Consider the following 15090-nt stretch of genomic DNA (forward strand, 5'->3'; position numbering starts at 1 on the left):
CTAGTGAAATTAAGAGGGCGATTGCCCTGGGACGAGACTTGAAAAATTAAGCCTTGCCCAGCAGACGCTTGACGCGCTTGACGTCCGACTTAGCAACGTCCGTGGTGCCCTTCAGGCGACGGGTACGAGTGGACGGCTTGCCCTCCAGGAGGTGGCGGCGGTTAGCCTGCTCGCGGCGCAGCTTGCCGGAACCGGTAACCTTGATGCGCTTTGCGGTGCCCTTGTGGGTCTTCTGCTTCATGTTAAAACTCTCCCCTACCGATCTTTGACGCTCATGGCGCAAAGATCTCGTTTACAACCATTTCTGGTCAGGTCGGTTACTTCTTACCCTTATTCCGAACCGGCCCCAGGACCATAGTCATGTTGCGACCGTCCTGCTTCGGGCGAGACTCGACGGTGCCGTACTCTTCGACATCGGCGGCCAGACGCTCCAACAGGCGGAATCCCAGTTCTGGACGAGACTGTTCACGGCCACGGAACATAATCGTGACCTTGACCTTCGAACCCTTCTCCAAGAAACGAACAACGTTGTTCTTCTTGGTTTCGTAGTCGTGGTCATCAATCTTCGGACGGAACTTCTGCTCCTTGACCACAGTCTGCTGCTGGTTCTTTCGAGCCTCGCGTGCCTTCTGGGCTTGTTCGTACTTGAACTTGCCGTAGTCCATAATCTTGGCGACCGGCGGCTTTGCTCGCGGAGCAACCTCAACCAGGTCAAGGTCTGCTTCGTAAGCGAGCTTGAGTGCGTCACCGGTGCGGACAACGCCCACCTGCTCACCATTCGGTCCTACAAGGCGGACTTCCGGTACTCGAATATCCTCGTTAATACGAGCTTCAGCGCTGATGTGGCCTCCTAGGTTGAACCTGAACAATCTTCGTTTCAAACCGCGATAGCAAGCGGGAAAGGAAGAAAAGCCACGCGTCTACAGCGGATTACTACACACTGTATAAGGACGCCTTCCAATCGTGCGATGTGACATCACCGATTAGGGTGGACCCCGGCGCTACCGTAATTCTTTGGCGCACCTAGGGTGGGACTTAAATCCTCTTCGCTGCCGAATGCAACTAAATGCTCCCCGAAGGCAGCAAGAAGCATCACATTCTGGCGGTCGTACACGAGATGCTAACACAAGCGTTCTCGCATACCAAAACCGACTCTTACGCCAGGTTATTCGCCATCAGCTCCCCCGGCGCACTACCGAGCGTTAAAAAGTGCAATCGGAATTGTAATCAGATTGGTAGATTCTCTCCATAGTTTTTAGGTCAAACACGATTAAAGTCGTCACCATGAATACTGGCTCCAACGGCTTTGGCCCTAAAACCGAGAACACCAACCCTAATCAGCATTCCGCCCGATACGACAAGCCCCCGACCAGAGATTTTGTCCTGACCGGCGACTCCGTCTCAGAGCTTTCCCATGCTCTGGCAGATTTGGAGGCCAGCTCGCTTCGGCTGGCTCAACTCACCCGAACTTGGCAGGTGCGCCTTTCGCAGGCAAGCGGGCAAGCGCCGACTGTACCGAGCGCGCCTCAAACTACGGGAACGGAATTTGCGCCGGTACCTCAAGCGGTACCTAAATCGGCGCCTGAGCGGACACCTCAAGCGCCGCCCCATGCTGCGCCCCAAGGGGCACATCAACACAATCCGCAGCCACCGCCAACACAAGCGGACTGGCGGAATCAACCAGCTCCCCTGCCACAGAGCGACGCAGGTGCGCAGCCGATGTTCGGCTTCCCCTCTGCCCACCAGTGGCGGCGGGATTCGAAGTCGCCGCAGTCTTCTCCCTCACCGCAGTCTTCCCCAACCGGCTCCGCCCCGCCGCCGAAACTGCCAGAGGCACCGCGTGAACCTCGCGAGCCCCGCGAACCCTGGTGGCGCAACGAGAAGGCAATCATCAGAATCATTGCAATCTTTGGCGGTCTCATCACCGCTGCCGGTATCGCGTTCTTCGTCGCGGTCGCAATCCAATCCGGCCTGATTGGACCGGCCGGGCGTGTGGTCCTGGCTTACTTGTTGGCCGCCGTGCTCGCGGTCGCGGCTGTGCGAGCGCACCGTCGTCAAGCACCGCCTGCTGGCGTAACGGCATTGATTGCGACATCGCTAGCCGCTGCACACCTGACAACGATGTCGATGTCCTACCTCCTCGACTGGATTCCGGTGGCGGCGACGCTGGTCATCATGCTGCCTTTCGCCGCCGTCGGCCTATACGGCGCGCGGTGGACAAAGTCGAGCGCAACCGCCGCGTGGGCCATCACAATCAACACCGGATTAATGCTGTGGGCGACGATCGGCCTCAACTTCCACGCCCGCCCGCTGAGCTCTTCGCTCGCGCAAATCACCCTTCAACTGATGGTTATCGCCGCTATCGTCTGCTTCTTGAACATCCCTTTCCGGAAGTACGTAGTCGCATTCCTGCTCGGCGCAAACGTTCTCATCGGCGCGATTACGACCAACAATGCACTGGTGATGCCTGCAATCGCCGCACTCACCATTGCCCTTTTCGTGTTTGCCCAGTTCGGCCCGCTGGCGTTGGCTCGCCAACTCACTCCCGAGCTTGACGACGAGCCTTCGGAGACCAGCACTTGGGAAGACGATCTGGTCACCATCACGTCAGTAGTTGCCTTCTCGACTCCGGTTATAGCTGCAGTCCCAACGGTCAACGCCGCACAGTACACCTCCAGCCTCTGGTTGCTGTTCTACGGCGGATTCGTGCTGTTCATCGCAATTGCTGCGATATTCCTTTGGAACCGTGCCATCTTCAGCTATCTCGCCCCAATGGCCTTGGCCACGGCAATTCTGCCCTGGCTTGCACTCGCGGTAGCGGGCCCAGAAGGGGACGCAGGAGCCGGTACTGGAACCCACGCCTGGGGTCTCATCCCAATCTCCATCGGTGCCGCGCTCTTTGTCTGGGCGCTGGCCACAGCACCGAAGCACAGCGCGCTTGGCACCCGACTACAAGCTCCTGAGCCAACGCGGGATGCCGTCGCACCCTATACAAAGATTGCGGCGCTGACCTGGCTGCTCGGCGCAACGGTAGTACACCTCTACATCCTGCCCGCAGCGTTGAATGCCGGTGCTGCGGCTGACTACTCGGCAACGTGGGCAGAAATGCTTTCGCTGTTGTTCCTGCTGTGCGCCGACGTCGGCCTGGCCGTGACGGCGGCAAGGTCGCAGCTGCCGCCAGCTTTTGCACTGATTGGCCTGGCTGCGCTGGGTATGCCATTTATCGTGCTGCTCACAACTATTGGCGTGAGCTTCAACGCTGCACACATGTTGCTGAGTATTTTCTGGGCCACGATAGCTGGCATGCTGGTGCTATCGAAGAGGTTCCACCACATTCCGGCGCGACTGGCAGCGGGTTTGACCATTGCGGCGCTGTCTATCGTCAAGCTGATCTTCTACGACATGGCAACACTCGATGGCGTTATCCGCGCCTTGGCGTTCCTCGGCTGTGGTCTAATTCTGCTAGCCATGGCGGTCTCCGGAGCAAAGCAGAAGAATGCCGAGGAACCAGCGGCATCGGACCGTGACGGCACCGCCAGCGATTCTGACGCTGCCACCGCTGTCGGCGCTGCCGCTGCCGCCGATGCCAATGCTGCCGATGCCGACCCCGTTGCTGACAGACTGGAAGGCGTCACCCGCACCGACGGTCCAGGAATTTCCGACGGAAACGAGCCGACTACCTAAGCTACTTAAGCAGCGGCTTCAGGTACTGCCCGGTGTGGGAGCTGGAACAGTTCGCGACGTCCTCCGGCGTGCCTTCTACAACCACGGTGCCACCGCCGGATCCGCCCTCCGGTCCCATGTCAATGATCCAATCCGCAGACTTGATGACATCCAAATTGTGCTCAATGACAATGACGGTATTGCCCTTGTCCACCAGACCCTGCAATACCAGCATGAGCTTGCGGATGTCCTCAAAATGCAGACCCGTGGTCGGCTCATCCAAGATGTAAACGGTGCGACCATTAGAGCGTTTCTGCAGCTCACTGGCCAGCTTCACGCGCTGAGCCTCACCACCCGAGAGCGTGGTTGCCGCCTGTCCGAGACGGACATAGCCCAGGCCGACGTCGACAAGCGTATTGAGATAACGCGCAATCGACTGAATCGGCTCAAAGAACTCCGCTGCCTCGGAGATGGGCATGTCGAGCACCTCGGCGATGGTCTTGCCCTTGTAGCGAACTTCCAGCGTTTCGCGATTGTAGCGCGCGCCATGGCAGACCTCGCAGGGCACGTAGACATCCGGCAGGAAGTTCATTTCGATTTTGATGGTGCCGTCGCCCTTACACGCCTCACAGCGACCGCCCTTGACGTTGAAGCTGAAGCGACCGGGCTTGTAGCCGCGGACCTTGGCCTCTTGCGTCTCGGCGAAGAGGTTACGAATCTTGTCGAACACGCCGGTGTACGTCGCGGGGTTGGAGCGCGGGGTGCGGCCAATCGGCGACTGATCAACCTGCACCAGCTTGTCCAGGTGATCCAGCCCCTCCACGCGGCTGTGTCGACCCGGCACCTGACGAGCTCCGTTGAGCTCGTTGCTCATCACCTTGGCCAGAATTTCGTTGACCAAGGTCGACTTGCCTGATCCGGAAACCCCCGTCACACAGGTCAGCACACCGAGGGGAAACTTCACGTCAATCTTCTTCAGGTTGTTCTCGCGAGCGCCCTTGACCGTCACCATGCGCGACTTATCAATCGCACGCCGGCTCTCCGGCACTGCCAATACCCGACGACCCGAGAGATACGCACCTGTCAGTGATTCCTCGCAGTCAACAATGCCCGACGGGTCACCCTGGTAGACGATCTGGCCGCCGTATTCACCGGCCTTTGGCCCAATGTCGACCAGCCAATCGGCCTCGCGAATCGTGTCCTCATCATGCTCGACCACAATCAGGGTATTGCCCAGGTCGCGCAGGTTCTTCAGAGTCTTGATTAGACGATTGTTATCGCGCTGGTGAAGACCAATCGACGGCTCATCCAAGACATAAAGCACGCCGGCGAGCCCCGAACCAATCTGGGTGGCCAGACGAATTCGCTGCGCTTCGCCACCGGACAGCGTGCCCGCCGAACGCGACAGGGACAGATAGTCCAGCCCCACATCCAGCAGGAACTTCAGACGAGCCTGCACCTCACGCAGAACGCGACCGGCAATCATTTCCTCGCGCTTGCCCAAAGTCAGCGAATTCAGGAATGCCGAGCCATCGTGGACCGACAGCTCTGTGAGCTCGGCAATATTCTTCTGCCCGAACTCCGCCGAATCCAGCGTCACCGAAAGAATTTCTGGCCGCAGACGCGTGCCATTACACGCAGGACACGGCACTTCACGCATGTACCCCTGGAAGCGATCCTTCTGAGAGTCACTCTCTGCCTGCGACAGCTTGCGGTGCAGGTACGGCATCACGCCTTCAAACGGCGCGGTGTACTGGCGAGTACGGCCGTACCTATTGCGGTAACGCACCGTGACCTTGTGGCTGGAACCATGCAGCAGGGCCTTACGCTGCGGCGCTGTGAGATCCTCGAAAGGCGTGGTCGGGTCGAAGCTCATCTCGGTGGCGAGCCCCTCGACCAGCTTTTCAAAGTACTTCTTGTTCAGCGTCTGCCGCCACGGCGCAATCGCCTCAATCGTCGGCAGCGACGGATCTGGAATGACCAGGTCCGTGTCCACCTCCAGCTTGGTGCCGATGCCGTCGCACTCCGGGCAGGCACCATACGGCGAGTTAAACGAAAACGACCGTGGTTCCAGCTCATCGATAGCGATGCGGTGCCCATTCGGGCAGGCCATTTTCTCCGAGAAACGCTGGGTTCGACGCGGGTCATCTGCCTCTAGCCCGACTGCGTCGATGACCACGACGCCGTCGGCAAGCAGAAGCGCCGTTTCGACGGAATCGGTGAGCCTGCGCTGCTGTGACTCCTTCACCTGGAGGCGGTCAATAACCACGTCAATGTCATGCTTGACCTGCTTCTTCAGCTTCGGCGGATCCGTCAGGCGATGCATTTCGCCGTCGACGATGACACGCGCGTAGCCCTCGGATGCGAGGCGTTCAAACAGGTCGACGAACTCACCCTTGCGCGTACGCACGACGGGTGCGAGGACCTGGAATTTGGTGCCCTCCGGCATCTCCATGACCTGATCGACAATCTGCTGTGGAGTCTGTGAGGAGATTACTTCCCCACAGGTCGGACAGTGCGGAGTACCGGTGCGTGCGTAGAGCAGACGCAGGTAGTCATACACTTCTGTGATGGTTCCGACGGTCGAGCGCGGGTTGCGGTTCGTCGACTTCTGGTCGATTGACACCGCCGGCGAGAGCCCCTCAATCATCTCTACATCGGGTTTTTCCATCTGCCCCAGGAACATGCGCGCATAGGAGCTCAGCGACTCCACGTAACGGCGCTGGCCCTCGGCGAAAATTGTGTCAAATGCCAGTGACGATTTACCCGACCCCGACAGACCGGTGAAAACCACCATCTTGTCTCTGGGCAAATCGATGTCAACACCCTGCAGGTTATGCTCGCGGGCGCCTCTGACCACTAGACGTTCAGCCACAGTGGGAAACCTCAATTCGTCGACGATTCACTGCCGACCAGTCTACAGTCCATAACCAATTTTTCGCACATGTGTTCAGAGACTCGCAGTTAAGTCGCGTTCCTAGCGCACCGACAGACACCTCATTACCCTGGGGCGCATGAACGACGTCATTACAATTAGCCCCTACTCCAACGCGCCGAGCACGCGCGGCGTTGAGCGCATTGACTACGGCAATGTCACTATTTATAAAACCTCCGTCGGACCGATGGAAAACAACGTCTACCTTTTGGTCGACTCCCGCGAGCCCGACAATTCCCTACTCATCGATGCCGCCACCGACGCCGACCACTTAGTCCGCCTGGTTGAGCACGTCGGCGCGCGGGTCCGCACGATTGTCACCACGCACTCCCACGGCGATCACGTCCAGGCGCTCGGCGAGCTCCTGCAGGCATTCCCGGCCCGCCACATCACGTCATGCCTCGACGCTGCAGCCATTCCCGAACCCGCCGACCAGCAACTCGACGGCGGCGAGACCATTACTTTCGGCGAGGGCATCACGCTTCCCACGTTCATCTTGCGCGGGCACACCAAAGGCGGCCTCTGTCTCGACCTGTCCGCCAAGGTAACCGGCGCGCTTTCCGACGACACCCCGTCACACCACCTCTTCGTCGGTGACAGTATCTTCCCCGGCGGCGTCGGCAAAACGTACTCGTCCGAGGATTTTTCGCAGCTTATCGACGATGTCGAGAGCCGTGTCTTCCACGTCTACCCTGCCGACTCGGTGATTCACCCCGGCCACGGTAAGGACACCACAGTTGGCGTCGAGAGCCCCGAGGTGGATAACTGGCGCGAGCGTGGTTGGTAGCACTGGATGAGCGTGGTTGGTACTGCTGGATGCAGTCGCAGCGTCTGAAAAACTTGTCATTCCCACGACATAAATAGGCCAGGCTGCGTAGGATTAATAGTGAATTACAGCGACCAGATGGCCAAAAACACGGTTTCACCTGGACGACAAAGGAGATGGAATTTAGATGATTCGCAAGTTTGCCCGACCAATGCTGGCCTCGGTTTTCGTTGCCGACGGTGTCGACACGCTGATGAACCAGAAGGATCATGAAGAGGGCGCACGCGACCTGATTGCCCGCGTCCGCTCCGTAACCCCGAACCAGTACAACAAGTACGTGCCAAATAGCGAGAAGCTGGTTGTTCAGGCCGTCGCTGGTACCAAGGTTGCCGCCGGTTCCCTCTACGCTCTGGGTAAGGCCCCACGCCTGTCCGCCACGGCTCTGGTCGCTGCACAAATTCCGACGATGCTGGCTCGCCACGCATTCTGGGAGACCCAGGACTCGAAGGAGAAGGCGGCTCGCCGCACTGGATTCCTGACCGACATCGGTCTGCTGGGTGGCCTCTTCCTGGCTACCGCTGACACCGACGGCAAGCCGGGTGTCGCTTGGCGCGCTGAGAAGGCTGGCAAGCAGCTGAACAAGAAGGTTCAGGCTGCCCTGCCGACCAAGTCTGAAACCGAGCAGCGCACTGAGGAAGTCAGCGCAGCTTTCGCTTCCGCCGGCGAGAACGTCCGCGAAAAGGCCGGCCTGCTCCGCGACCGCGCTTCTGAGGCCACCGATGGGGCTCGTGAATACGTCGAGGACAACAAGGACAGCTGGCGCGAGCAGCTCACCGGCGCCTTCGACACCGCTAAGAGCTACGTCGAGGACAACAAGGACGACTGGATTGCCAAGGCTAGCGAGCTCGCTGAGGACGCTCGCGACTACGCCGAGGACCTGGGCAAGGATCTCAAGAAGGACACTCGCAAGCAGCGCAAGGAACTGCGCAAGCGCGCAGCCAAGGCTTCCAAGGAGGCCAAGAAGTCTGCAAAGAAGGCGCAGAAGCGCCTGCAGTAAGTTTGCTGCAGTAGTTCAGGCGGTATACTTAAACGCTCCCCACGCCACTACGCGTGCGGGGGCGTTTTCATATTTTTATATTCATTCAGCACATCAATTAGCACTAGTTTTAACGAACTGTTGAGGAGACCAGGTTGGCGTCGCTCGCATCCGAGCCCGGGCAGGACCAGACAGGCCGCATTGGCCGCACTGGCCAGGCAGGTCTGCCGGACCAGGCAAGTTCAGCACCACAGCGAGAAGAAGAGAGCACCCTCGCTGCAGAACAGGCCTACGTCGATCGTGCGTTCAGCTTCCTCGACCGGGCACGCGAGCGCGACCAGGAGTACCTGCGACAGGTCATGCTCATCGACGACCCAGACCCGCAAGCCCGCGTTGAACGCGAGGTGGAATACCACCGACTACAGGCTAACCTGGACCGCTACCGCTCAGCCGAGATTGGCCTGGTCTTTGGTCGAATCGATATCGATGACCCAGACCCCGACAATCCTTTGGCAGAGGAAGGGCCGGGGGCGACCGTCGATAAGCGATACATCGGGCGAATCGGCCTGTCCGATGAAAACGACGACTACCGCACGGTCATCATGGATTGGCGTGCCGATGGTGCGCGCCCGTTTTACCTGGCCACGACCGCGCATTCCGAGGGAGTCAGCCTGCGTCGACACCTGCGCACGCACGGCCGGAAGGTCCGTAGCATTGACGACGAATGGCTCTCCGGCGAGGAAGCCGACAGCGCACACGAGACCGAAGTCGAGGCTGGGGTCGGTGGCGAATCGGTGCTGCGCGAGGGCATGAATCAAGCGCGCACCGGCCATATGCGCGGCATTGTGGAGACCATTCAGCGCGAGCAGGACCTCATCATCCGCGACTCCACCCGCGGCACCCTGGTCGTCCAGGGCGGTCCCGGCACGGGCAAGACGGCGGTGGCGCTGCATCGTGTCGCGTGGCTTCTCTACACCTACCGCGATCAGCTGGCGAAAACCGGTGTCCTCATCATCGGCCCGAACACGACCTTCCTCGACTATATCTCGCGCGTGCTGCCGAGCCTCGGCGAAACAGGCGTGGTGCTGACCACCATCGCCGATCTCTACCCCGGCGTGCGCGCTTCCGACGCGCTTATCGACGGGCACAACCCCGAACCCTTGGTTGCGCAGGAAGTTAAGGGCTCGATTGAGATGCTCACTATCCTGCGCGAAGCCGTGCGGGCCTACCAGGAGCTCCCCGCGGAGTCGCTTGAAGTCCATAACGACAACATCATCCTGACCATCACGCCAGAGATGGTGAAAGCCGCGCGAACGCGTGCGCGGCGGACTCGTAAACCACACAATCTGGCACGTCCGATTTTCCGGGATCACGTGGTGGAACTCCTGGCCGCACAGATGGCCGAGGTCATTGGCGCCGACCCGCTGGGCGGCGAAAACCTGCTGTCCGTGACCGACGTTGCCGACCTGCGCGACGAAATTGACGAATCCGGAGCAGTCGCTGACATCCTCGACGAGCTGTGGCCCGCACTCACACCCGAGCAGGTGCTGTCGGAACTGCTGAGTTCCCGCGAGGCCATCGACTACGCCGCCAGCGATTACGACGAGCTGACGCGCGAGGCTCTCTACCGGCCGGAAGGCACCGACTGGATGCCTTCCGACGCCCCGCTTCTCGACGAGCTGGCGGAGCTCCTCGGTCCGGTTGGTGAAGCGGAGACCGATGACGAGAATTGGCAGGCCCGCGTCGAGGAGGCGCAGGGCGCGTTGGATACCCTGTCCAGCTCTGCGTCCCAGGACCTTGACGACGGCTTCGAGGCCGAGATTCTATCTGCGTACGACGTCATCGATGCCGAGGCACTGGCCGAACGCCACCGTGAGCGCGACCTGCGATCCACCGCCGAGCGGGCGGCGGCGGATCGCCTGTGGGCCTACGGCCATGTCATCGTCGACGAGGCTCAGGAACTCTCCGCGATGGCCTGGCGCATGCTGCGCCGCCGCAGCCCCAATGGTTGGATGACCCTCGTCGGCGACGTGGCCCAGACGGGCTCACCCGCAGGTGCCGCGACCTGGGACGATGTGCTGGAACCGATCATCGGCTCGAGGTGGCATCTCCACGAGCTGACCGTCAACTACCGCCCCCCTGCTGAGGTGATGGAGGTTGCCGCCAGCGTCCTGGCTGAGATTGATTCGGAGCTGGAGGCGCCGCAGTCGATTCGCGCGACCGGCCGCAAGCCTGTTCAGGCTCGCACCGTGACGGAGGCGTTGGCACATGTGGAGCGGGTTGCACAACCGGATCGCCTGGTCGCGGTCATCGCCCCGGCAGAGTTGCTCGACGCCACGCGCGCGGAGGTGCGGGATTTTCTCGCTGGCCGAACTGGTGGAGATGGTGAAGATGGCGGGGCTGGTGGCTCTAATGCTGCCGACGCGACTAGCGCCAATGACGCACCTGCTACTCGCCCCAACAAACTCACCAACTGCGCGGTCTACGACATCACGACCTCAAAGGGCCTGGAATTCGACGAGGTCATCGTCGTCGCGCCTGACCAGATTGTGGCGCAATCTCCGCAGGGGCTACAGGACCTGTATGTTGCACTGACTCGTGCGACCCAGGGACTAATTGTTGTGGCGCCTCAGCAGTCGAGCGTTTTGCCGGAGCTGCAATGGTTAGAATGACGAGGATAGTGCCGTACAGAATGAGTGAGACATAATGTCCCAAAACTATCTACCTCAGTTAGCTGAACTTCGCGCACGCCGTCTCATTGCCCAGAGGTTAGCTGCAAGTCAAGCACGCAGCGATTGGAATACAAATCTCAAGTCGCCTGCATTATCAGCAACGCATGGCATGGTTGCTCTACAAGGGCAGAATTATTCGAACGGTGTTAATGCCATCGCCCTACGCAGTGGCAGCACCTCCGACGATGTTTTAGCAGCCATTTCTTCTTTCGACATCGTTCGCTGTTGGTCTCAACGAGGCACCCTGCACTTTGTTTCAGCACAAGACGCGGAAGCAATTATGAGGTTGACGAATCCGCGCATCGAAAAGGCGGCAGCAAGACGCCGTACGACACTCGGACTTTCTCAAGATGATGTGCAGACCGCACGGGCAGCATTTCATTCCGAATTGCGCTCACGTGGTCTGTCCGACCCGCTGACTCGGACCGAAGCCTATGAGGTTTTCGCAGATCATGGAATAGACCCCACGGAACAAAGAGGCCCTCACCTACTGCGCACATTCGGCGGCGAAGGCGCTGTCATCCAAGGGCCACGAAAAGGAGCCCAAGATACCTTCGTCCTGCTTACCGACGTAACTTTCAAAGGCGGCCTCTCAGAAAAAACCACAGAGGGCTCCAGCACAGGACACTCAGCTGAATCCACGCTGGCCGACATTGCCTGGCGCTATGTTGATTCCCGCGGACCTATCTGTGTAGCTGACTTCGCGTGGTGGCTGGGACTGACGAAAACTCAAGCGAAAAAGGCCCTTAAGCTTATCGACCACTTAATAGTTCCTTTCTCCCTCGATTCCTCCGCCTCTTCGCACGCGCCAACTGACACAGAATTCACCGGCGAACCCCTCACGCAAAATGAGTACTTCATGCCGGCATGGCAGCAGAACGTAACTGAGGCCGAGCTTGAAGCCGCGCTTTCACTGACGCTTCGACTGCCCGCTTTTGACGAGTACCTCATGGGCTATGGCAGCCGTACCGAAGTTCTTCCTGAATCCCTTCGCAACCAGGTCTTAACTAGAAATGGAATTAGCTGGCCTTTTGTAGTTGAAGAAGGAGTTATCACCGGACGGCAATAGAAAAACCGGCACCTCAACTCAGAGGCGCCGGTTTAAAACGAAAGCTAAATTGTTAGCTCACCGTTTTGTAAGCTCACGGTTTTATTAGCTCACAGTGTGAACAATCATGACATCACAGTCCGACTGACGAGCAACATCCGCCGGCACGGAGCCCAGCAGACGACCAGTCAGCGAGTTAATACCACGGTTACCAACCACCAGCAGGTCCGCGCGACGGTCAGTGACCAGCGACATCAGAGCCTCAACCGGGGAGCCCGAGCGAACTTCAGTCTCAACCTTGGTCGCGCCGACGGCCTCTGCGGCCTCCTTAGCAGCAGCCAGGTTCTTCTGAGCCGGGTCATCACCGAGGACCTGGACCGAATCCTGGCGCAGGGTCTTGGACGCATCCTCTGCAGTCTCGTAGTAAGCGCAGCCGATAACCAGGGTGGCATCGAAAGCGGCAGCAATCGAGGCAGCGCGCTCTACTGCGAGCAGCGACGACTTAGAACCATCCGTGCCGACAACAATGGTCTTGTAATCACTCATGAAAACTATCCCTCACTGTGGAAGTTGCATTAAAACAGTTCATCGTGCGTAACGCCGTCGTTGCCCCGAACCCACTGGCCAGAGGCACTTTCGCGAATACACTGTTTTACTTCCCACAACAGTAGCAAAAAACTACTCGACACCGGCCTCAATCATCCCCTTAAGTTCCTTCTTGAGGTCGAAAATCTCATCGCGCAAGCGCCCCGCGAGCTCGAACTTCAACTCACGCGCAGCCGCGGCCATCTGCTCCGACAAATCTGCAATAAGAGCCTCGAGCTCAGCCCGCGGCATCTGCTTACCGCTGGCACCATCGGCCGCGCCCGAGCCGTCGGCACGCGAGAGCAGCGCATCGGCGGGCGCACCGGTCTTGCCTTCGTAATCAGTGTCAGCGTTGTCGTAAACCTGATCCAGAATGTCCGCAATCTTCTTGCGCAGCGGCTGCGGATCGATACCATGCTCGGTGTTGTACGCGATCTGCTTTTCGCGGCGCCGCTCCGTCTCATCGATGGCGAACTGCATGGAATCGGTAATCTTGTCGGCGTACATGTGCACCTCGCCGGAAACGTTTCGCGCGGCACGACCAATCGTCTGAATCAACGAACGCTCCGAACGCAAGAACCCCTCCTTGTCAGCGTCGAGGATTGCCACCAGCGAAACCTCGGGCAAGTCGAGGCCCTCGCGCAGCAGGTTAATGCCGACCAGCACGTCGTACTCACCGAGACGCAACTGTCGCAGCAGCTCAACGCGCTTGAGCGTATCCACATCCGAGTGCATATACCGCACTTGCACGCCAGTTTCGAGCAGGTAGTCGGTCAGGTCCTCCGCCATCTTCTTCGTCAGGGTGGTCACGAGGACGCGTTCGTCACGCTCGGTGCGCTTTCGGATCTCGCCAATCAGATCATCAATCTGTCCCTCAGTCGGCTTAACGACGATCTTGGGATCCACCAGCCCAGTCGGACGAATGACCTGCTCCACATACTCACCACCGGCCTTCTCGAGCTCATAGTCACCCGGCGTTGCGGACATGAACACGACCTGGCCCACTCGGGCATCGAATTCATCGAACGTCAGCGGCCGGTTATCCAGCGCCGACGGGAGGCGGAAACCAAAGTCGACGAGGTTGCGCTTACGGGAGGCATCGCCCTCGAACATGCCGCCAATCTGCGGCACAGTGACGTGCGACTCATCGATGATAGTGAGGAAGTCCTCCGGGAAATAGTCGATGAGCGTCGCGGGGGCCGAGCCCGGCGCGCGACCATCGATGTGGCGCGAGTAGTTCTCAATACCGGAGCAGAAGCCGACTTGCTCGATCATTTCGAGGTCGTACTCCGTGCGCATGCGCAGACGCTGTGCTTCCAGCAGCTTGCCGCGGTTTTCTAGGTCTGCCAGGCGTTCGGCGAGCTCGGCCTTGATGTCCGCGACGGCACGTTCCATGCGCTCCGGGCCGGCGACGTAGTGCGTAGCAGGGAAAATGCGCAGCTCAGGGGCTTGGTCGATGACGTCGCCTGTGACTGGATTGAGGTAGTACAGCGAATCAATCTCGTCGCCGAAGAACTCCACTCGCACGGCCTTTTCTTCGTAGGCCGGGATGATGTCGACCACGTCGCCTTTTACTCGGAAGGTGCCGCGGGTAAAGGCGATATCATTGCGGGCATACTGAATGTCCACCAAAAGGCGCAGGAACTGGTCGCGATCGACTTCCTCGCCCTCCTTCAGCCACACCGAACGGTCGAGGTAAGACTGCGGGGTACCCAGGCCATAGATGCAAGAAACAGAGCTGACGACGACTACGTCGCGACGCGACAACAGCGCTGAAGTAGCCGAGTGGCGCAGGCGCTCCACATCCTCGTTGATGGAGGAATCCTTTTCAATATAGGTATCGGTCTGCGCGATGTAGGCCTCTGGTTGGTAGTAGTCGTAGTAGGAAACGAAGTACTCGACCGCGTTGTTTGGCAGCAGGCTGCGGAGCTCATTGGCCAGCTGAGCCGCCAGAGTCTTGTTCGGCGCCATGACGAGGGTTGGCCGTTGCACCTTTTCGATCAGCCACGCCGCAGTGGCTGATTTACCGGTACCCGTGGCACCCATCAGGACGACCTCGCGCTCGCCTCTGTCCAGGCGTTCCGACAGTTCCGCGATTGCCTGCGGCTGGTCGCCCGAGGGCTCGAACTCGCTGATGACCTCGAAGGTTCCCTCCGCGCGCTCGACTTCACCGACGGGACGGAACTCCGAGTGCGCGAGGACGGGTTGCTCTGCTGCAAATGCCATAGTTCCCAGCGTAGCGAAGGCTGCTTTACATGGGCTGGTTATGCTCGCTTCCCTGGGCTTTGGGGTGGCTGTGGGGATTTGGGGCCAGCACAGGCACCG

Annotated in this window: 10 protein-coding genes; 5 read left to right on the forward strand and 5 right to left on the reverse strand. The window is 59.5% G+C overall.

The window, feature by feature from the left end:
• Positions 1-46: 46 nt before the first annotated feature.
• Both rpmI and infC read right to left on the reverse strand, forming a co-directional pair.
• Entirely contained in the window at positions 47-241 is a 195-nt protein-coding gene (rpmI, locus tag HMPREF3011_RS01325; RefSeq protein WP_005511726.1) for a 50S ribosomal protein L35, read from the reverse strand.
• Between the two features lie 76 nt (positions 242-317).
• A complete protein-coding gene (gene infC / locus HMPREF3011_RS01330) occupies positions 318-869 on the reverse strand; it encodes a translation initiation factor IF-3 (protein WP_005511730.1) in 552 nt (183 codons plus the stop codon).
• 850 nt (positions 870-1719) lie between these two features.
• On the opposite strand from infC, the gene HMPREF3011_RS01335 reads away from it, so the two are divergent.
• On the forward strand, positions 1720-3684 hold the full coding sequence (locus HMPREF3011_RS01335) for a DUF2339 domain-containing protein (RefSeq protein WP_246821380.1): 1965 nt from the start codon (positions 1720-1722) through the stop codon (positions 3682-3684).
• Position 3685: 1 nt separating this feature from the next.
• On the opposite strand, the gene uvrA is transcribed toward HMPREF3011_RS01335, so the two are convergent.
• Entirely contained in the window at positions 3686-6538 is a 2853-nt protein-coding gene (gene uvrA / locus HMPREF3011_RS01340; protein ID WP_049180971.1) for an excinuclease ABC subunit UvrA, read from the reverse strand.
• Between the two features lie 139 nt (positions 6539-6677).
• Between uvrA and HMPREF3011_RS01345 the strand changes: the two genes are divergently transcribed.
• The 4 genes from HMPREF3011_RS01345 (at position 6678) to HMPREF3011_RS01360 (ending at position 12201) form a co-directional block, all read left to right on the forward strand.
• A complete protein-coding gene (locus HMPREF3011_RS01345; protein ID WP_070841011.1) occupies positions 6678-7385 on the forward strand; it encodes an MBL fold metallo-hydrolase in 708 nt (235 codons plus the stop codon).
• 166 nt (positions 7386-7551) lie between these two features.
• The gene (locus tag HMPREF3011_RS01350; protein ID WP_049180969.1) at positions 7552-8421 is read left to right on the forward strand and encodes a DoxX family protein; all 870 of its coding nucleotides are present in this window, start codon (positions 7552-7554) and stop codon (positions 8419-8421) included.
• Positions 8422-8555: 134 nt separating this feature from the next.
• The gene (locus tag HMPREF3011_RS01355) at positions 8556-11072 is read left to right on the forward strand and encodes a HelD family protein (protein WP_070841012.1); all 2517 of its coding nucleotides are present in this window, start codon (positions 8556-8558) and stop codon (positions 11070-11072) included.
• 34 nt (positions 11073-11106) lie between these two features.
• A complete protein-coding gene (locus tag HMPREF3011_RS01360; protein ID WP_038625658.1) occupies positions 11107-12201 on the forward strand; it encodes a DNA glycosylase AlkZ-like family protein in 1095 nt (364 codons plus the stop codon).
• 84 nt (positions 12202-12285) lie between these two features.
• On the opposite strand, the gene HMPREF3011_RS01365 is transcribed toward HMPREF3011_RS01360, so the two are convergent.
• Both HMPREF3011_RS01365 and uvrB read right to left on the reverse strand, forming a co-directional pair.
• A complete protein-coding gene (locus tag HMPREF3011_RS01365) occupies positions 12286-12726 on the reverse strand; it encodes a universal stress protein (RefSeq protein WP_005511992.1) in 441 nt (146 codons plus the stop codon).
• Positions 12727-12858: 132 nt separating this feature from the next.
• Positions 12859-14991, reverse strand: coding sequence for an excinuclease ABC subunit UvrB (gene uvrB, locus HMPREF3011_RS01370; RefSeq protein ID WP_070841013.1), 2133 nt, complete (start codon positions 14989-14991; stop codon positions 12859-12861).
• Positions 14992-15090 lie beyond the last annotated feature (99 nt).

The sequence above is a fragment of the Corynebacterium sp. HMSC074C04 genome (genome assembly GCF_001838295.1).
GTDB lineage: Bacteria > Actinomycetota > Actinomycetes > Mycobacteriales > Mycobacteriaceae > Corynebacterium > Corynebacterium amycolatum.